Genomic DNA, 16,500 nt, shown 5'->3' on the forward strand with positions numbered 1-16,500 from the left:
CCGCAGGCCGTCAGCCCAGCGCGAATACTTTCCACCTTCCAGCCAATCAGCACTATTCTGGAATTGCCGAATCTTCAAAGGAGACCATGACCAGCCAGCCCAACACCGGTTCCGATCCAGCCGCCCAGGACATGAGTCCGCAGGAGATCCAGGCTGTCATCGACCGGATCCTCGCCAAGGACGTACCGGCCAAGAATGTCAGCACGTCCGGTGGTGAAGGCGGCGGCAATGGAAAAGCGGTGCTCGGCAAGGCACAGGCCATTTCCCGCCTTGACGAGGAACACTCAACGTACGACGGCGACCAGCAGGACCTCGAGGAACGGCGCGCCCTGCGCCGGAGGGCAGGCTTGTCCACCGAGCTCGAAGACGTCACCGAGGTCGAATACCGCCAGCTGCGCCTGGAGCGCGTTGTCCTGGCCGGGATCTGGTCCGAAGGAACCCTTGCCGACGCCGAAAACTCACTGCGTGAGCTGGCCGCCCTGGCCGAAACTGCCGGTTCAGAGGTGCTTGACGGGTTGGTGCAGCGCCGTGACAAGCCGGACCCGGGGACCTTCCTGGGTTCCGGCAAAGCCCTTGAGTTGAGGGACATCGTCATGTCCACGGGTGCGGACACCGTGGTGGTGGACGCCGAACTGGCGCCTTCCCAGCGCCGTGGCCTTGAAGACATCGTCAAAGTCAAGGTCATTGACCGCACCGCCCTGATCCTGGATATCTTCGCCCAGCATGCCAAGAGCCGCGAAGGCAAGGCGCAGGTGGAACTCGCGCAGCTGGAATACCTGCTTCCCCGCCTGCGCGGCTGGGGCGAGTCCATGTCCCGCCAGGCCGGTGGCCAGGTGGGCGGCGCCGCCGCCGGCATGGGCTCCCGCGGTCCCGGTGAAACCAAGATCGAACTGGACCGGCGCCGGATCCGTACCCGCATGGCAAAGCTGCGGCGTGAAATTGCGGCAATGAAGCCGGCACGCGAGACCAAGCGGGCCAACCGCCGTCGTAATGAAGTGCCCTCGGTGGCTATCGCCGGGTACACCAACGCCGGAAAGTCCTCGCTGCTCAACCGGCTCACGGACGCGGGAGTCCTCGTGGAGAACGCGCTGTTCGCCACGCTGGATCCCACCGTCCGCAAGGCGGAAACCGCTGACGGGCTGGGGTACACGCTGGCTGACACCGTAGGATTCGTCCGTTCGCTGCCCACCCAGCTCGTGGAAGCTTTCCGTTCCACCCTCGAAGAGGTGGCGGATTCGGACCTGATCCTGCACGTGGTGGACGTTTCGCACCCTGATCCCGAAGGGCAGATCGCTGCGGTCCGGAAGGTCTTCAGCGAAGTCGATGCCCGCAAGGTGCCCGAAATCATCGTGTTGAACAAGGCCGATGCAGCCGACCCCTTCGTGGTGGAGCGGCTGAAGCAACGCGAGCCGCGGCACGTGGTGGTCTCGGCCCGGACAGGCGAGGGCATTCCCGAACTCCTGAAGGCCATCAGCGAGTCCATTCCGCGGCCATCGGTCAAGATGGAGCTGCTCATCCCGTACGACCGCGGAGACCTGCTCAGCAAGCTCCATGAGTCCGACGCCGAAATCCTCACCCTTGACCACGTTGAGGCAGGCACCCGCGCTGCAGTGATGGTCCGGGAGGGCCTGGCGTCCGAACTGGAACCATTCGTCGTCAATGACTGACCTTGCTGCCGGTGAAGCTGCGCAGACGGCGGGCGAGCAGTTCGTTATCGAACTGCTCGACCGCGCCGTTGCCGGCATGGGCGGACAAAGCCGCACCGGACAACACGAAATGGCCCGCCAGGTGGCCCGGGCCATCGAAACAGGCAACCATCTGTTGGTCCAGGCCGGCACCGGTACCGGCAAGTCGCTGGCCTACCTGGTGCCGCTTATTGCCCATGCCCTGGAAAGCAACAAGCCGGCCCTGGTGTCCACGGCCACGCTGGCACTGCAGACCCAGATTGTGGGCAGGGACCTGCCCCGGCTCTTGAAGAACATCACGCCTGCGCTGGAAAGGCCCGTCAAGGTTGCCCTGGTCAAAGGGAGGTCCAACTACGCGTGCCGCCACAAGCTCGAGGGCGGCTTCCCGTCAGAGGAACCGTCCGAAGGACAGCTCTTCTCCCTGGGAGAGGACACCAGTGTTCCGCATTTCGCCGCTTCCGTGGGCGGACCGTCGTCGCAGCTTGGCAAGGAAGTGGTGCGGCTCCGCGAGTGGGCGGAGAAGACAGCCACGGGCGACCGGGACGAGCTCCTGCCCGGCGTGACCGACCGTGCCTGGCGCCAGGTTTCCGTGACCTCGATGGAATGCCTTGGGGCCCAAAAATGCCCCATGGCCGCGGAATGCTTCAGCGAGCTCGCGCGGCAGGACGCTGCCGAGGCCGATGTGGTAGTGACCAACCACGCCATGCTGGCTGTCAGTGCGTTCGAGGGCCTCGCGGTCCTGCCTGAATACGACGTCGTGGTGGTGGATGAGGCGCACGAATTGCAGGACCGGGTTACAGGAGCCGTGTCCGGGCAGTTGTCCGTGGCAATGGTCCATGCCGCCGCTTCAGGCGCCCGGAAACATACCGCCATCACCGTTGATGCCCTGAACGCCGCAGCCGCCAACCTTGAGCTGGCCCTTGCCGGCGCGCCGAACGGCCTTCTTCCCAACGGCCTGAACGATGAACAGCTGGACTGCGTGGACCAGCTGCGTGAAGCGTGCCGCGCTGCGTTGTCAGACTCCAAAGGGGACAGCAACACCACAGCCGACGGCGGCCGGCAGCTGGCCCGTTCCCGCCTCATGCTCATCCTGGAACTGTGCGAGCGGCTGATCGCCGCCCGCGAAAACCGGGAAGTGGTGTGGTTCTCACGGGCCAGCACCTTCGATCCCGGCCAGGGTTACTCGCAGGCGGATGACGATGCGCCGGTCCTGATCAACATTGCCCCGCTGTCCGTGGCCGGCAGGCTGCGGGAAGGGCTCTTCGCCGACCATACCGTAGTGCTGACCTCCGCCACCCTGGCCATCGGTTCCGCCTTTGAACCCGCGGCCGGGGGGCTGGGCCTGATCGGCGACGGTGCCCCCAGCTGGACCGGCGTGGATGTGGGTTCGCCCTTCGACTACCCGAAACAGGGCATCCTCTACGTCGCCGGCCACCTGCCCAAGCCCGGCCGCGGCGTTTCCCCGGAGGCACTGGCAGAACTTGAAGCGCTGATCAAAGCATCCGGTGGGGGAGCCTTGTGCCTGTTCTCCTCGCGGCGGGCCGCCGAAGAGGCTGCCGACGCCCTCCGGCCCAAACTCGATATGACTGTCCTCTGCCAGGGCGAATCGACCATGACTGCCTTGGTCAAGCAGTTCGCCGATGAACCGGACACCTGCCTTTTCGGAACCATGTCCCTGTGGCAGGGCGTCGATGTTCCTGGCGGATCCTGCCGGCTGGTGGTGATCGACCGCATCCCGTTCCCGCGGCCGGATGATCCACTGATGACGGCTCGTTCGCGTGCGGTGGCGCAGGCGGGCGGGAACGGCTTCATGTCCGTTTCGGCCACGCACGCCGCCATCCGGCTGGCCCAGGGGGCCGGCCGGTTGATCAGGTCGACAGGGGACAAGGGCGTCGTGGCCGTCCTGGACTCGCGCCTGGCCACTGAGCGCTATGCAGGCTTCCTGCGGGGCGCCCTGCCCCCGTTCTGGGCCACCACCGACCGCTCCAAGGCGCTGGCCGCGCTGACCAGGCTGGGTGCGGACGCGTCCGGCTGACTGCGGCAGCCGCCGGATCAGTCCGCGCGGCCGCCCATTAGAGGGATCGCCGCTTAGAGGGAACGCAGGACCGAGACGACCTTGCCCATGATGGTGGCGTGGTCACCTAGGATCGGTTCGTACTGCGTGTTCTGCGGGAGCAGCCAGGTGTGGCCGTCACGTTGGCGGAAGGTCTTGACGGTTGCCTCATCGTCCAGCAGTGCAGCAACGATGTCCCCGTTGGCAGCGTCAGCCTGGCGCCGCACCACCACCCAGTCGCCGTCGCAGATCGCGGCGTCCACCATGGAATCGCCAGCGACTTTAAGCATGAAGAGTTCGCCCTGGCCAACCAATTGGCGGGGCAGCGGCATGACGTCTTCCACGAGCTGCTCGGCGAGGATGGGCCCGCCGGCGGCAATCCGTCCCACCAAGGGAACCATGGCCGTATCCAGTGCAGTGGGCAGCTCTGCCACCGAGGCGCCGCCACCCGTGACCTGCGGGGCAGGGGACGTGCCCGCGCCTTTGCCGCCGCCGTCCAGCGTGAGGGGCATCAGCACTTCCATGGCGCGCGGCCGCTTGGGATCGCGCCGCAGGTAGCCCAGCTTTTCCAGTTGGGAGAGCTGGTGGGTCACGCTGGACAGGCTTGCAAGGCCCACCGTGTCGCCGATCTCACGCATGGAGGGCGGGTAGCCGTTCTCGTTGACGGAGCGCTGGATGGTCTCGAGGATCTTCTTCTGCCGGGGGGTCAGGCCCTTGGCGGTCTTCTTGGATTGCGGGGCTGTCCTGCCCCCGGCGGCTGCTGCTGCCATATTCGCCAATGCCTTTCGCTTGCCGCCGGATCTTCCGCCGGGCGCTGTCTCGACAGTGCCCCAGGAAGGACTCCCACTGTCATTGTCAGACCCTGCTGTTCAACTTCAGTAGTGGTTGTTCTGTGGTTTCAAAACTAGGCCAGCCGCATTGCTTTTTCAAACATTTGTTCTAGCGAGTCTCGACATTGTTCGTTGATAGGTGCTAAAACTTAACAAGCAAAGTTCGAACATGTGTTCTAACCAGCAGGTGCCCTATTCGAATACGCGGCCGGAGAAGCGTCCGGAAGCGGGACGAACGGCAGGGCAGCAGCCGGCGGACACCCGGGCAGCACGGCAAGTCCAGGAGGGCTTAGTTCATGTCAGCTTTATCTCTTCACCAGGTTTCACCCTCGTCCACCCCCCTGCGGCTGACCGGCCGGGGGAGGATCGTCCTGATCGGAGTTCCGCTTGTAGTCCTGGCTGTACTCCTGCTGTCCCTGACCGGACTCTTTCACTCCCCGGCCAAGGCGTCCGAGTCGGCGGCGGACCTGGCGGTAACGCCCACGGTCACCGTGACGGTGCAATCGGGCCAGTCCCTATGGGCCATTGCCGGCGCCGTAGCTCCAGACAGGGATGCCCGGGACGTGGTGGCGGACATCGTCCAGCTCAACAACCTCGCCGCCGGCACCGTCCTTCCGGGCCAGCAGCTCTTTGTCCCCACGCGCTGAACGGCGGTCCTGGTGAGTCGCGGAAGCTATGTCGAGCAGGCCAGGACGACGCCTTCCAAGGGACATCACAAGGGGCATGGCGGGGCGCGCCGCGGCGAACAACAGCTGTCACATTTTCCGGCAGTTGCCGTGGCCACTAAACTGTTCAGGTGAACGATCAGCTAGAACGTCTGAACCGTCTTCCCCTCCGCAGCAACCTTCGCGGGCTGACCCCTTACGGGGCGCCCCAACTGGACGTCCCCATCCTGCTGAACGTCAATGAAAATACGCATGGTGTTCCTGCTGACGTGCGTGCCGCCATCAGTGCCGCCGTGACCGAGGCCGCTGCCGGTCTGAACCGGTATCCGGACCGTGAGTTCACCGCGCTGCGGAAGGCACTGGCGGAATACCTCGGGCATGGGCTCAACGAAACCAACCTGTGGGCAGCCAATGGTTCCAATGAAATCCTGCAGCAGATCCTCCAGGCCTTCGGTGGACCCGGCCGCACCGCCTTGGGTTTCCCGCCCACGTATTCCATGTACCCCCTGCTCGCCAGTGGCACGGACACCCGCTACATCACCGGGGAACGTGCCGACGGCTACGACCTGAGCGCCGAGTCGGCCGCCCGCCAGGTCAAGGAACTGCAACCGAACATCGTGTTCCTGTGTTCGCCGAACAACCCCACCGGGACAGGACTTGGGCTGGACGTCGTGGAGGCGGTCTACGACGCGGGCGCGGACAGCCAGGCCATCGTGATCGTCGATGAGGCCTACCACGAGTTCGCGCACGACGGAACGCCCAGCGCGCTGACCCTGTTACCCGGCCGCGAGCGGTTGATCGTTTCCCGCACCATGAGCAAGGCATTCGCCCTGGCGGGGGCCCGGCTCGGTTACATGGCAGCAGCCCCCGAGGTTGCTGATGCCCTGCGGCTGGTCCGCCTGCCGTACCACCTGTCCGCCATCACCCAGGCCACCGCCCTGGCCGCCCTTGAACACCGCGAAGCGTTGATGGCCGATGTCCAGGACATCAAGAAGCAGCGGGACCGCATCGTAGCCGAGTTGACCAGGATGGGGCTCAAGCCTGCGGTGTCGGACTCCAACTACGTGTTCTTCGGCGGACTGGAAAATCCACACCAGGTCTGGCAGGAACTGCTGGACACCGGTGTGCTCATCCGCGATGTGGGCATCCCCGGCCACCTTCGGGTCACGGCCGGCACTGAGGCGGAAACCACAGCCTTCCTCACCTCCCTGGAACGCATCCTTGCGGGCCACGCCGCCCTGCACGCCTAGACTTGATACTGCGGCGCTGGACGCCTTGAACCACTTCTTCTCCCACAAAGGATCCTTCACCATGAGTCCAACCGGATCGAATACGGCTGCAGCCCGGACCGCCCGCATGGAGCGTGCCACCAGCGAGTCCTCCGTACTCGTGGAGATCAACCTCGATGGAACCGGAGTATCGGACATCGATACCTCGGTGCCGTTCTACGACCACATGCTGACCGCCTTGTGCAAGCACTCCCTGATCGACATGACGGTCAAGGCCACCGGCGACACCTACATCGACGTCCACCACACTGTGGAGGACGTGGCCATCACGTTCGGTGAGGTCCTGCGCACAGCCCTGGGCAACAAGGCGGGAATCCGCCGGTTCGGCGAAGCCACCGTGCCGCTGGACGAGGCCCTTGCCAACGCGGTGGTGGACGTTTCCGGCCGCCCCTACCTGGTGCACGGCGGCGAGCCCGCCGGTCAGGAATACCACCTGATCGGCGGCCACTTCACCGGGTCCCTGACCCGCCACGTCTTCGAGGCCATCACGCTGCATGCCGGCATCTGCCTGCACATGAACGTGCTGGCCGGGCGGGACCCGCACCACATCGTCGAGGCTCAATTCAAAGCCTTTGCACGCGCCCTCCGCGCCGCCGTCGAACCGGATCCCCGGGTTGAGGGCATCCCCTCCACCAAGGGAGCGCTATGAGCGGGCAGGTCCTCAAAGACGGAGCAATCATCGATCCGTCGGCGGCGCGCAGGCTGCCGTCACCGGAGGGCAAGCCCACGGTCACAGTGCTGGACTACGGGTCCGGGAACGTTAGGTCAGCCGTGCGCGCCCTCGAGCGTGCCGGCGCAGAAGTGATCCTGAGCGCCAAGCCCGATGATGCGCTGAACGCAGACGGCCTGGTGGTGCCCGGTGTCGGCGCGTTCGAGACCGTGATGCGCGAACTCAAGGCCGTGGACGGTATCCGGCTGATCGGCCGGCGCGTGGCAGGCGGGCGGCCCGTGCTTGGCATCTGCGTGGGCCTGCAGGTCCTGTTCGAAGCCGGTGTGGAACACGGCACCGAGGCCGAGGGCATCGGCGAATGGCCCGGCAAGGTGGAGGCCCTCCGCGCGGAAGTGGTCCCGCACATGGGCTGGAACACCGTCAAGGTCCCCGAAGGGTCGAAACTCTTCGCCGGCGTCGAAAATGAGCGGTTCTACTTTGTGCACTCGTACGGCGTGCAGGAATGGAACTTCGACGTCATCCAGCCGCGGATGGCGCCGCCACTGGTCACGTGGTCTGAGCACGGTGGCCCGTTCATCGCCGCCGTCGAAAATGGCCCGCTCTGCGCAACCCAGTTCCACCCCGAAAAATCCGGCGATGCCGGTGCGCGGCTCCTGCGTAATTGGGTGGAAGGCCTGCGCAAGCCGGCCGCATCTGACTCCGGCACGCCTGGGGCCGACGCCGGTAGTGACGCCTAGGTGTGGTCCGTACTCCTGATGGGCCTGGCCGGCCTGCTGATTGGTGGCGGCATCTCGTTCCGGCAGCAACGCAGCCCCCTTTGGACCCAGGTGGCCTTCTACGTCCTGGCCGCCATGTCGCTGGTGGCCGCCTACCTGCTCACGCTGTCTGCCAACTCGCCATGAGGCGGCTGCGCGGAACTCCCTGAACCGCGCCGGCCAAAAACCCGTCTTTGCCCGAACCGAAGAACCAACACCGAGGATGAGTATGACCACCGCACATGACCTGCCGGTACTTGAACTGCTGCCAGCCGTCGACGTCGTCAACGGCCAGGCCGTACGGCTGGTCCAGGGCGAGGCGGGCAGCGAGACCGGCTACGGAACCCCCCTCGAAGCAGCGCTGAACTGGCAGCAGCAGGGTGCCGAATGGGTGCACCTGGTGGACCTGGACGCAGCTTTCGGCCGGGGCTCCAACGCTGACCTGCTCCGTGAGGTGGTGGGCCGGCTGGACATCAAGGTGGAACTGTCCGGCGGCCTCCGTGACGACGAGACGCTGGAGGCAGCGCTTGACCTTGGTGTCGCCCGGGTCAACCTGGGAACGGCCGCGCTGGAAAATCCCACATGGACACAGCGGGCCATCGAGCGTTTCGGCGACAAGATCGCCGTCGGCCTTGATGTCCGCGGAACCACCTTGGCCGGCCGGGGCTGGACCAAGGAAGGCGGCGACCTCTGGGACGTGCTGGGCCGCCTCGAAGAGGCCGGCTGCGCCCGCTACGTGGTCACGGACGTAACCAAGGACGGTACCCTCCAGGGACCCAACGTTGAACTCCTCCGCCAGATGGTGGAAAAGACCGGCAAGCCCGTAGTTGCCTCCGGCGGCATTTCCAGCCTGGACGACCTGAAGGTCCTCCGCTCCCTGGTCCCGCTTGGCGTGGAAGGCGCCATCGTGGGCAAGGCCCTGTACGCCGGGGCCTTCACGCTGCCCGAAGCCCTCGACGTCGCCGGCCGCCGCTAGGCGCGGAAGCAGCCAGGCCATGCCCAGCTCCGAAGAACCGTTAAGCCCTCAAGCCCGCCAACTCCCCGGACACATCGCGGCGGCGCTGACCGGTGCCGGCGGTGCCACGGACTCCGCGGGCCGCCCCTGGGCCGGGCGCAGCCTCGCCGGTGAGGACGCGAAGATCCACAACTTCGGGGACGACGACGGAACGGCCGACGCCGGCTACCTCGCCGCAGTCGCCGCGCTCCGGAATGGGGTGGGTGATGAAGCTGGCGTGGTTGCCTCGCTGGCAACGGCCCGGGTCTTCATTCCGATCGTGGCGCAGCTCGCCGAGGAGGCGGAGACTGACCTTGGGCTGCAGGCCGACAAGCAAGCGGACATGGCGCTGGTAACGCTCAAAGCGGCCGATGGCCGGACCGCGCTGCCCGCGTTCACCTCGGCAGCCGCCCTGACCGCGTGGCACCCGGAGGCCCGGCCGGTAGCCGTCTATGCCGCCCGGGCAGCCCTTTCCGCGGTCGCCGAAGGGGCCGAACTCCTGGTCCTGGATCCGGGCGCCGACGTTACCTTCGTGGTGCGCAGGCCTGGCGTCTGGGCCCTCGCCAAGCAGCATGGCTGGACCCCCTCCTACAACGATCAGGAACTGGCCGCCGAAATGGGCCGCGCCGCCGCCGGCTTCGCCGCCGTCCGGCAGATCGCACTCCTGCCCGGCAGGGGAGTGGCCGCCAGGGCCGCCGACGGCTCCGTGCTCCCTGGCGGCGGCGCGGGGCCGGAGCTCCAGGTGGTGCTGTACCTCGAGGAAGGCCTCGACGCCGCCGGTGTCCAGGAACTGGTGTCCGCCCTGCAGGTGGAGTGGTCGCGGAATGTATTGTTTGGGGAGCGCGTCGACTCCCTTGAAATCAAACTGCGGCGCGCCCCCGACTAGCCGCTGCAGGATGGGCGATCCCCGCCAGGGCAGCGGCATACCCTGAAGGACCGCTTCGTGAATTTCGCTCTCTACCGGGAGTTGCTTGCCATCCAGCCGATCCGGCGGCTGCTGCTGGTTGGCATGGTTGCCCGTATCCCGCACTCAGCCGCAGGGGTGCTGCTGACCCTGCACATCGTCCTGACCCTGGGCCAGGGCTACGCGGCGGCCGGTGCAGCCGCGGCCGTCATGACCATCGGTATTGCCCTGGGCGCGCCGTGGCGGGGGAGGCGCGTCGACACTGTGGGACTGCGGACCGCGCTCATCCCGTCGGTGATTTCCGAGACGGTGATCTGGTCTGTTGTGCCGCACGTGTCCTACCAGTGGCTCCTGCCGCTGGTTTTCGTGGGCGGCCTGCTCACGCTGCCCATCTTCAGTGTGGTGCGGCAATCTTTGGGTGTCCTGGCGGAGGGCGACCAGCGGCGCACCGCGTTCGCCCTCGATGCCATCACCACCGAATTTGTCTTCATGATCGGTCCGGCCGCCGGTGCCGTCGTAGCCACCAGCGGTCACACTACTGCGGGCCTGACCGTGGTGGGCGTGGCCACTTCCCTCTCCGGGCTGTTCCTCATGTGGTTCAACCCGCCCACCCGCACCCAGGGCCTGACAGTTGAATGCGCAGAGGATGAACAGCACGCCGCGGAAGCCGCCGTCGTTTCCACTGCTCCGGCCCATCTCCAGGAAGCGGCCGCGGAGCTGGCCCCCGCGGGAGCGGCCACCAGCGCAGCACAGCGCGGCCTGCGTGGAAGGCTGGCGGGCGGCTTCGCATGGTTCACCGCCACGGTGGCGGCACTCTTCGCCGTTGCCGCCGGCGCCGGAATGGTACTCAGCGGCACCGACGTCGGCATTGTCGCAGCCCTGCAAAGCGGGGGCCACCAGAGCGAAATCGGAATCGTCTTTGTCTTCTGGTGCGCCGCGTCCGTAGTGGGCGGCCTGATTTATGGCGCCATGCACCGGCCCATTCCACCTGCCATCCTGCTGCTGGGCATGGCCGCCCTGACCCTGCCGATGGCGTTCGCCCACGACACTTGGACCTTGGCTTTCGTGTCCGTCCTCCCGGGCCTCCTCTGCGCTCCCGTGCTATCTGCGGCATCGGAAAAGGTCGCAGACCTGGTGTCGGAGGAGCGGCGCGGGGAGGCCATGGGCTGGTACGGTTCGGCTTTGACTGCCGGCGTTGCGCTCGGATCGCCGCTGGCCGGGGTCTTCATCGACGTCATGGGTTCGTCGGGCGGCTTCGTTTCCGTCGGCACCGCGGGCGTGGTGCTCTGCCTCGTGGGCCTGGCCCTCCAACAGCACCGCCGCCGCGCCGCCGTTTGAACATGCAGTACAACCGGAAGTTAAAGCGCGACGGCGGGACGGCCTGCAAAGGCCGTCCCGCCGTCGGACGCTGCTTGGGGGAGTTCTTTCCTAGTTCACTGCCCCGGTGAACTTTTCACCCGGGCCCTTGCCCGGGGCGTCCGGGATCAGCGACTCTTCACGGAAAGCCAGCTGCAGGGAGCGCAGGCCGTCCCGCAAGGGGCCGGCGTGCTGGGAGCCGATTTCAGGGGCGGCCGCGGTCACCAGGCCAGCCAGTGCGGTGATCAGCTTCCGGGCCTCGTCCAGGTCCTTGAGTTCGGCTGCGTTGTCTTCTTCGGCCAGGCCAAGCTTTACCGCGGCGGCGCTCATCAGGTGCACGGCGGCCGTAGTGATGACCTCGATGGCGGGAACTTCGGAGATGTCGCGGATCTGTTGTGAGACGTCTGCGCCTGCGCTACCGGGCTCGAAGACGTACGAATTACTGTCTGAGGTGCTCATACTGGTAAGCTTGACACAGACCGACTGGATGTCGTTATTTCAGGGATTGTCCCAAACGACCAGGTTCCCAACAGCGCTTCGCGGCGTTGACGGGAATTTTTTCTGTAGAATGGCATCCAGTTTGCAAGCGGAGTTCTCTCCCACCCGCGTCAGCCGTTGTCCCGCCGCGTTCCGTTGGAACCTGCAGGGACGCAAGGTTGCCGGGTACTGGTTGGGCACGGACCGGCATCTGCCGGGACAGTGCACGCGCAGCCCTTTGGGGGTTGCCGGTCCAACCTCTTTGAGGCCTTCGATTGCTCCGGCAATTGGGGGCCTTCTCTATTTGCCGGACTCAACAACAAACACAGGAGCTTTAACATTAGCGAGCCAAGAATCAATGAGCGTATCCGCGTCCCCGAGGTGCGGCTGGTCGGCCCTGCAGGTGAACAGGTAGGAATCGTCCGTATTGAGGATGCCCTGCGCCTGGCTGCCGAGTCCGACCTTGATCTCGTTGAAGTTGCACCTCAGGCGAAGCCTCCGGTGTGCAAGCTGATGGACTTCGGCAAGTACAAGTACGAGGCCGCGGTCAAGGCACGTGAGGCCCGGAAGAACCAGACGAACACTGTTCTGAAGGAAATCCGCTTCCGCCTGAAGATCGACACCCACGACTACGAGACCAAGCGCGGCCACGCCCTGCGCTTCCTCGGTGCCGGGGACAAGGTCAAGGCCATGATCCAGTTCCGCGGCCGTGAGCAGCAGCGTCCGGAGATGGGCATCCGCCTGCTCCAGCGCTTCGCGGACGACGTCGCCGAAGTTGGCGTGGTGGAGTCCAGCCCCCGTATCGACGGCCGCAACATGGTCATGGTGGTTGGCCCGCTGAAGAACAAGGCAGAGGCCAAGGCGGAAGCACGCCGCGCAACCCAGCGCGCCGAGGCCAAGGCCCAGAACGAAGCCAAGGCCTCGGGACGCGTTGACACCTCCGGTGAGGACCAGGCCCCCCTGACGCAGTCACTGGCGGACCTCCTGCCGGAAGGCTTCACGGTCTCCACCGAGCCGGAGGCAGCTCCCGCGGACAGCGCCCCGGCTGAGGCCCCTGCTGCTGCCGCTCCTGAGCAGGAAGCCCCCCAGCAGGAGGCCCCCAAGGCTCCTGCTCCTAAGCAGGAAGCTCCCAAGGCTCCAGCTCCTAAGCAGGAAGCTCCCAAGGCCGCTGCACCGAAGGCCGCTGCACCGAAGGCTGCCGCTCCGGCGCCCAGGCCGGCAGCTGCAAAGCCGGAAGCGGCGGCACCGGCTGCGCCGAAACCGGCGGGTGTGCCTGCACCGCCGAAGCCGGTGGCCAGGCCTGCTGCACCGAAGCCTGCTGCCCGCCCTGCCCCCAAGGCAGTGCCGAAGCCGGCCGGTAAGAAGACCAACTAGTCCACAGCTGCCGGGCGTGCCCCGGCAGTCAGCAACCAGCACGCTGCCCGCAGGGGCGGCTGCGCGATAGAACTGCCGGCCCCCGGGCCCGCAGAAACGTAAGGAGATCGGTTCCCATGCCGAAGATGAAGACCCACAGTGGTGCTAAGAAGCGCTTCAAGCTGACCGGCAGTGGCAAGCTGCGCCGCCAGCAGGCCAACCGCCGCCACTACCTGGAGCACAAGTCCAGCCGCCTGACCCGCCGCCTTGCCGGTGACAAGATCGTCTTCAAGGGCGACGCCAAGGTCATCCGGAAGATGCTCGGCATCTAGTTTCCAAGTTATTGACGAACCGTTGACCAATGGTCCGTCACCTGCCAAACAGCCTTCTCAGGCCGCCGGAACACCGGCAACAGATGCTTGGGATCAGATTTTCGAAGGAGTACGCACGTGGCACGTGTGAAGAGGGCGGTCAACGCCCACAAGAAGCGCCGGGTTATTCTTGAACGGGCGAAGGGTTACCGCGGACAGCGTTCGCGCCTGTACCGCAAGGCCAAAGAACAGCTGCTGCACTCGTTTGTGTACAGCTACGGTGACCGCAAGAAGAAGAAGGGCGACTTCCGCCGCCTGTGGATCCAGCGCATCAACGCTGCGTCCCGCGCCAACGGTCTCACCTACAACCGCCTCATCCAGGGCCTGAAGGCCGCTGAGGTCGAGGTTGACCGCCGCATGCTGGCCGAACTTGCCGTCTCAGACGCCAACGCGTTCGCCGCACTGGTCCAGGTGGCCAAGGACTCCCTGCCGGCAGACACCTCCGCCAAAAAGGTTGCCGCAGCCTAGCAGCCGCTTCCGCCCCTCACCTGAGGGGCCAGTTCAGGAACGGGTAGCAGCAGCTACTACAGTTCTTGTATGAACGAAACCGGGCGCCCGCAAGATCTTCCACTGTCCAACCCCCGAGCTGATCGGGTCAGGGACGTGGCAAAACTTGCAGGGCGCCCGGCCCGTTTAAAGCGCGGCCAGTTCCTTGCCGAGGGGCCGCAGGCCGTCCGGGAAGCACTCAAGCTCCACCAGCAGCGCCTCGCGGCAGGAGCGTCCGGAGTAGTCACCGAAGTGTTTGCCAGCGAAAGCTGCCTGGACCGCTTCCCCGAATTCGAAGAGCTCGCCGGAGGTACCAACGCGCGGCTGGCCACCGACGAAGTCCTGGCGGCCATGGCGGACACCGTCAACCCGCAGGGGATCGTCGCCGTCTGCAGGTTCGTGGATGTTGGCCTGGCGGAGGTGCTCGACTCCGGTCCCCGCCTGATTGCCGTCCTGTGCCAGGTCAGGGACCCCGGGAACGCGGGCACTGTGCTGCGGGCGGCCGATTCAGCCGGCGCCGACGCCATCATCTTCACAGCATCCAGCGTCGACGTCTACAACCCCAAGGCGGTCCGCTCCACGGCGGGGTCACTGTTCCACCTTCCGGTCGTCCTGGCTGCCGACCCCGCGGAACTGGCTGCCGCCTGCAAGGCCCGGGGCATCGGCATCCTTGCTGCCGACGGTTACGGGCAGCTGGACCTTGATGCCCTGCAGGACGAGAACGCGCGCCGCAGGCTCACCGGAACCGGCCCCGAATCCGTGTACGACCTTGCTGCGCCGACCGCGTGGTTCTTTGGGAACGAGGCGCAGGGGCTCTCCGACGAGGAGCTTGAACTGGCTGACCACCGGGTGGCAGTTCCGGTCTATGGTGCCGCCGAAAGCCTCAACCTTGGGACAGCCGCCACCGTGTGCCTGTACGCCAGCGCCCGCTCCCAGCGCCGCCCTGGCCATGCCGCCGGGCAGGACCAGGAAAAACAGGAAAAATAGGGACGCGCGACGGCGGCCGGCTAGTCGTACGCCCACGCTCATACCGTGGGGTCCGTACTCATCGGGGTCCCCGGGCAGCAATGTCCCGGCCACAAAGAAAGGCCCCGGAATTCCGGGGCCCGTTGGTCGTTGCTGGACAGAGTTATCAGGGTGCGCGGCTGGCTTTTCCGCGTCCGGTGACCGCTCCGTAGATGCCGGCGACGACCAGGCCGCCGACGATAGCGAGAATCCAGGTGCCGAGGTCGAAGAAGGCAAGATCGCCCTTGTTGAACAGGAGGCTGCCAATCCAGCCGCCAACGATGGCTCCAACGACACCCAGGATGAGGCTGGTAACCCAGCCGCCGCCGACCCGTCCGGGCATAACGGCTTTAACGATGGCCCCGACAATCAGGCCCAGAATAATCCAAGCAAGAAAACCCATGTCTCCTCCTCATTGTGACCGGGATTAATAGTCCCGATGAGCCTCAAGCTAACATAAGCACCCCATAAAGTCAGTAGCTCCCAGGGCCGGTACCGCTGTGCGGCCGCGGGCCTTCCGGGTACGGTATCCAAAGAGGCGGGGCCTGCGGCCGAACCCGCGGCAGGCCGACTGGAAAGCAACCCGCAAAGGGGTGGAGCCTGTGGCTGCAAATGGCGGTACCAGGGCGATTATTGCGGCCCTAGCGGCGAACCTGGCCATTGCCTTCCTGAAATTCCTGGCGTATTTCCTGACGTTGTCGTCATCCATGCTCGCGGAGGCCATCCACAGCCTCGCGGACTCCGGCAACCAGCTCCTGCTCCTGGTGGGCGGCAAGAAGTCCGAGCGTGCGGCCAGCCCGGAGCACCCCTTCGGTTATGGCCGCGAGCGTTACATATATGCGTTCATCGTGTCGATTGTGCTGTTCACGGTCGGTGGCCTGTTCGCCCTCTTCGAAGCGTGGGAGAAGTTCCTGCAACCACATGGGATCGAGGGCGGCTTCTGGTGGGTGCCGCTGGCCGTGCTGGTGGGTGCAATCGGGGCGGAGTCCTATTCCTTCCGGACCGCCATCAGGGAGTCAAACCGCACCCGCGGCACCCAGTCCTGGATAAAGTTCGTCCGTAGCGCCAAACAGCCCGAGCTGCCGGTCATCCTGCTTGAGGACTCCGGCGCCCTTCTGGGCCTTCTGTTCGCACTGACAGGCGTGGGCCTGACGCTGGTCACGGGCAACGGAGTGTGGGATGCGGCAGGCACGGGGATGATCGGCCTCCTGCTGGTGGCGATCGCCGGGGCGCTGGCGCTGGAAACCAAGTCGCTCCTGGTGGGCGAGTCCGCCGGCAAAGTCGACCTTGAGCGGATCCGGGCTGCCATCGAGTCCGATGGCGGACGCCTCATCCACCTCAAGACGCTGCACCTTGGCCCTGAGGAGCTGCTGGTGGCGGCCAAGATCGCCGTCAGCAGGTCCGCGACCGGCGAGGAGATAGCACGGGCCATCGATGCCTGCGAGGAGAGGATCCGGGCTGCCGTTCCCATCGCGCGGGTCATCTACCTCGAGCCGGACCTGCACCGGGAAGCCGCGGCGCCCGGGCAGGATCCTGCCGGCGCTGCACCGGGCCCCTGAACGTGGCGCGGGCCCGGAAACGGTCCGGGGTGCGGCCTCCGGCACGGG

General features: G+C 66.0%; 18 protein-coding genes. 15 read left to right on the forward strand and 3 right to left on the reverse strand.

Features of this window, described 5'->3' with window-relative positions:
- The first annotated feature begins 86 nt into the window (after nt 1–86).
- Nucleotides 87–1,667, forward strand: coding sequence for a GTPase HflX (gene hflX, locus J7I84_RS04725; RefSeq protein ID WP_214941216.1), 1,581 nt, complete (start codon nt 87–89; stop codon nt 1,665–1,667).
- Nucleotides 1,660–3,720: an ATP-dependent DNA helicase gene (locus tag J7I84_RS04730; RefSeq protein ID WP_214941219.1), complete on the forward strand. Its 2,061-nt coding sequence runs from the start codon at nt 1,660–1,662 to the stop codon at nt 3,718–3,720. Before hflX ends, J7I84_RS04730 begins: the two co-directional genes overlap by 8 nt.
- Before the next feature lie 53 nt (nt 3,721–3,773).
- On the opposite strand, the gene lexA is transcribed toward J7I84_RS04730, so the two are convergent.
- The gene (lexA, locus tag J7I84_RS04735) at nt 3,774–4,508 is read right to left on the reverse strand and encodes a transcriptional repressor LexA (protein ID WP_214941222.1); all 735 of its coding nucleotides are present in this window, start codon (nt 4,506–4,508) and stop codon (nt 3,774–3,776) included.
- A 356-nt stretch (nt 4,509–4,864) separates the two neighbouring features.
- Here lexA and J7I84_RS04740 point away from each other — a divergent pair, with 356 nt between their 5' ends.
- The 8 genes from J7I84_RS04740 (at nt 4,865) to J7I84_RS04775 (ending at nt 11,183) form a co-directional block, all read left to right on the forward strand.
- Nucleotides 4,865–5,215: a LysM peptidoglycan-binding domain-containing protein gene (locus tag J7I84_RS04740; RefSeq protein ID WP_214941225.1), complete on the forward strand. Its 351-nt coding sequence runs from the start codon at nt 4,865–4,867 to the stop codon at nt 5,213–5,215.
- Between the two features lie 149 nt (nt 5,216–5,364).
- Nucleotides 5,365–6,483: a histidinol-phosphate transaminase gene (locus J7I84_RS04745; RefSeq protein ID WP_214941228.1), complete on the forward strand. Its 1,119-nt coding sequence runs from the start codon at nt 5,365–5,367 to the stop codon at nt 6,481–6,483.
- A 61-nt stretch (nt 6,484–6,544) separates the two neighbouring features.
- Nucleotides 6,545–7,171, forward strand: coding sequence for an imidazoleglycerol-phosphate dehydratase HisB (gene hisB / locus J7I84_RS04750; protein WP_214941230.1), 627 nt, complete (start codon nt 6,545–6,547; stop codon nt 7,169–7,171).
- Entirely contained in the window at nt 7,168–7,929 is a 762-nt protein-coding gene (gene hisH, locus J7I84_RS04755; RefSeq protein WP_214941233.1) for an imidazole glycerol phosphate synthase subunit HisH, read from the forward strand. The genes hisB and hisH overlap by 4 nt, the downstream gene beginning before the upstream one ends.
- Nucleotides 7,930–8,094 (forward strand): hypothetical protein, encoded by a 165-nt coding sequence (locus tag J7I84_RS04760; RefSeq protein ID WP_214941236.1) that lies wholly within the window; start codon nt 7,930–7,932, stop codon nt 8,092–8,094.
- A gap of 82 nt (nt 8,095–8,176) precedes the next feature.
- On the forward strand, nt 8,177–8,923 hold the full coding sequence (gene priA / locus J7I84_RS04765; RefSeq protein WP_214941237.1) for a bifunctional 1-(5-phosphoribosyl)-5-((5-phosphoribosylamino)methylideneamino)imidazole-4-carboxamide isomerase/phosphoribosylanthranilate isomerase PriA: 747 nt from the start codon (nt 8,177–8,179) through the stop codon (nt 8,921–8,923).
- Nucleotides 8,924–8,942: 19 nt separating this feature from the next.
- Nucleotides 8,943–9,827 (forward strand): SseB family protein, encoded by an 885-nt coding sequence (locus J7I84_RS04770; protein WP_214941240.1) that lies wholly within the window; start codon nt 8,943–8,945, stop codon nt 9,825–9,827.
- Between the two features lie 57 nt (nt 9,828–9,884).
- Nucleotides 9,885–11,183, forward strand: coding sequence for an MFS transporter (locus J7I84_RS04775; RefSeq protein WP_214941243.1), 1,299 nt, complete (start codon nt 9,885–9,887; stop codon nt 11,181–11,183).
- Between the two features lie 90 nt (nt 11,184–11,273).
- Here the strand turns inward: J7I84_RS04775 and J7I84_RS04780 are convergent, their stop codons facing one another.
- Nucleotides 11,274–11,660, reverse strand: coding sequence for a DUF1844 domain-containing protein (locus tag J7I84_RS04780; protein WP_214941246.1), 387 nt, complete (start codon nt 11,658–11,660; stop codon nt 11,274–11,276).
- A gap of 399 nt (nt 11,661–12,059) precedes the next feature.
- Between J7I84_RS04780 and infC the strand changes: the two genes are divergently transcribed.
- From infC to J7I84_RS04800, 4 genes are all read left to right on the forward strand, one after another.
- Complete coding sequence (gene infC / locus J7I84_RS04785) at nt 12,060–13,052, forward strand: translation initiation factor IF-3 (protein ID WP_396020028.1); 993 nt, start codon at nt 12,060–12,062, stop codon at nt 13,050–13,052.
- A 116-nt stretch (nt 13,053–13,168) separates the two neighbouring features.
- Nucleotides 13,169–13,363 carry a 50S ribosomal protein L35 gene (rpmI, locus tag J7I84_RS04790; protein WP_009358635.1) on the forward strand — a complete coding sequence of 65 codons (195 nt, stop codon included), beginning with the start codon at nt 13,169–13,171 and terminating at the stop codon, nt 13,361–13,363.
- A 117-nt stretch (nt 13,364–13,480) separates the two neighbouring features.
- Nucleotides 13,481–13,870 carry a 50S ribosomal protein L20 gene (rplT, locus tag J7I84_RS04795; protein WP_214941249.1) on the forward strand — a complete coding sequence of 130 codons (390 nt, stop codon included), beginning with the start codon at nt 13,481–13,483 and terminating at the stop codon, nt 13,868–13,870.
- 69 nt (nt 13,871–13,939) lie between these two features.
- The gene (locus J7I84_RS04800) at nt 13,940–14,875 is read left to right on the forward strand and encodes an RNA methyltransferase (RefSeq protein WP_214941251.1); all 936 of its coding nucleotides are present in this window, start codon (nt 13,940–13,942) and stop codon (nt 14,873–14,875) included.
- Nucleotides 14,876–15,020: 145 nt separating this feature from the next.
- Here J7I84_RS04800 and J7I84_RS04805 read toward each other — a convergent pair whose 3' ends face one another.
- A complete protein-coding gene (locus J7I84_RS04805) occupies nt 15,021–15,296 on the reverse strand; it encodes a GlsB/YeaQ/YmgE family stress response membrane protein (RefSeq protein WP_159632311.1) in 276 nt (91 codons plus the stop codon).
- Between the two features lie 199 nt (nt 15,297–15,495).
- Here J7I84_RS04805 and J7I84_RS04810 point away from each other — a divergent pair, with 199 nt between their 5' ends.
- Nucleotides 15,496–16,452, forward strand: a complete 957-nt coding sequence (locus J7I84_RS04810; RefSeq protein WP_214941253.1) for a cation diffusion facilitator family transporter — start codon at nt 15,496–15,498, stop codon at nt 16,450–16,452.
- Nucleotides 16,453–16,500: the final 48 nt, after the last annotated feature.

The sequence above is a fragment of the Arthrobacter sp. ISL-85 genome (assembly GCF_018613675.1).
Lineage (GTDB): Bacteria > Actinomycetota > Actinomycetes > Actinomycetales > Micrococcaceae > Arthrobacter.

Bases quoted from the DNA above. Each gene is read 5' to 3' on its own strand.
- J7I84_RS04730 (WP_214941219.1), top strand. From the start codon at position 1,660: ATGACTGACCTTGCTGCCGGTGAAGCTGCGCAGACGGCGGGCGAGCAG.
- hflX (WP_214941216.1), top strand. From the start codon at position 87: ATGACCAGCCAGCCCAACACCGGTTCCGATCCAGCCGCCCAGGACATG.
- J7I84_RS04800 (WP_214941251.1), top strand. From the start codon at position 13,940: ATGAACGAAACCGGGCGCCCGCAAGATCTTCCACTGTCCAACCCCCGA.
- priA (WP_214941237.1), top strand. From the start codon at position 8,177: ATGACCACCGCACATGACCTGCCGGTACTTGAACTGCTGCCAGCCGTC.
- J7I84_RS04740 (WP_214941225.1), top strand. From the start codon at position 4,865: ATGTCAGCTTTATCTCTTCACCAGGTTTCACCCTCGTCCACCCCCCTG.
- hisH (WP_214941233.1), top strand. From the start codon at position 7,168: ATGAGCGGGCAGGTCCTCAAAGACGGAGCAATCATCGATCCGTCGGCG.
- J7I84_RS04805 (WP_159632311.1), bottom strand. From the start codon at position 15,296: ATGGGTTTTCTTGCTTGGATTATTCTGGGCCTGATTGTCGGGGCCATC.
- rpmI (WP_009358635.1), top strand. From the start codon at position 13,169: ATGCCGAAGATGAAGACCCACAGTGGTGCTAAGAAGCGCTTCAAGCTG.
- J7I84_RS04770 (WP_214941240.1), top strand. From the start codon at position 8,943: ATGCCCAGCTCCGAAGAACCGTTAAGCCCTCAAGCCCGCCAACTCCCC.
- J7I84_RS04780 (WP_214941246.1), bottom strand. From the start codon at position 11,660: ATGAGCACCTCAGACAGTAATTCGTACGTCTTCGAGCCCGGTAGCGCA.
- hisB (WP_214941230.1), top strand. From the start codon at position 6,545: ATGAGTCCAACCGGATCGAATACGGCTGCAGCCCGGACCGCCCGCATG.
- lexA (WP_214941222.1), bottom strand. From the start codon at position 4,508: ATGGCAGCAGCAGCCGCCGGGGGCAGGACAGCCCCGCAATCCAAGAAG.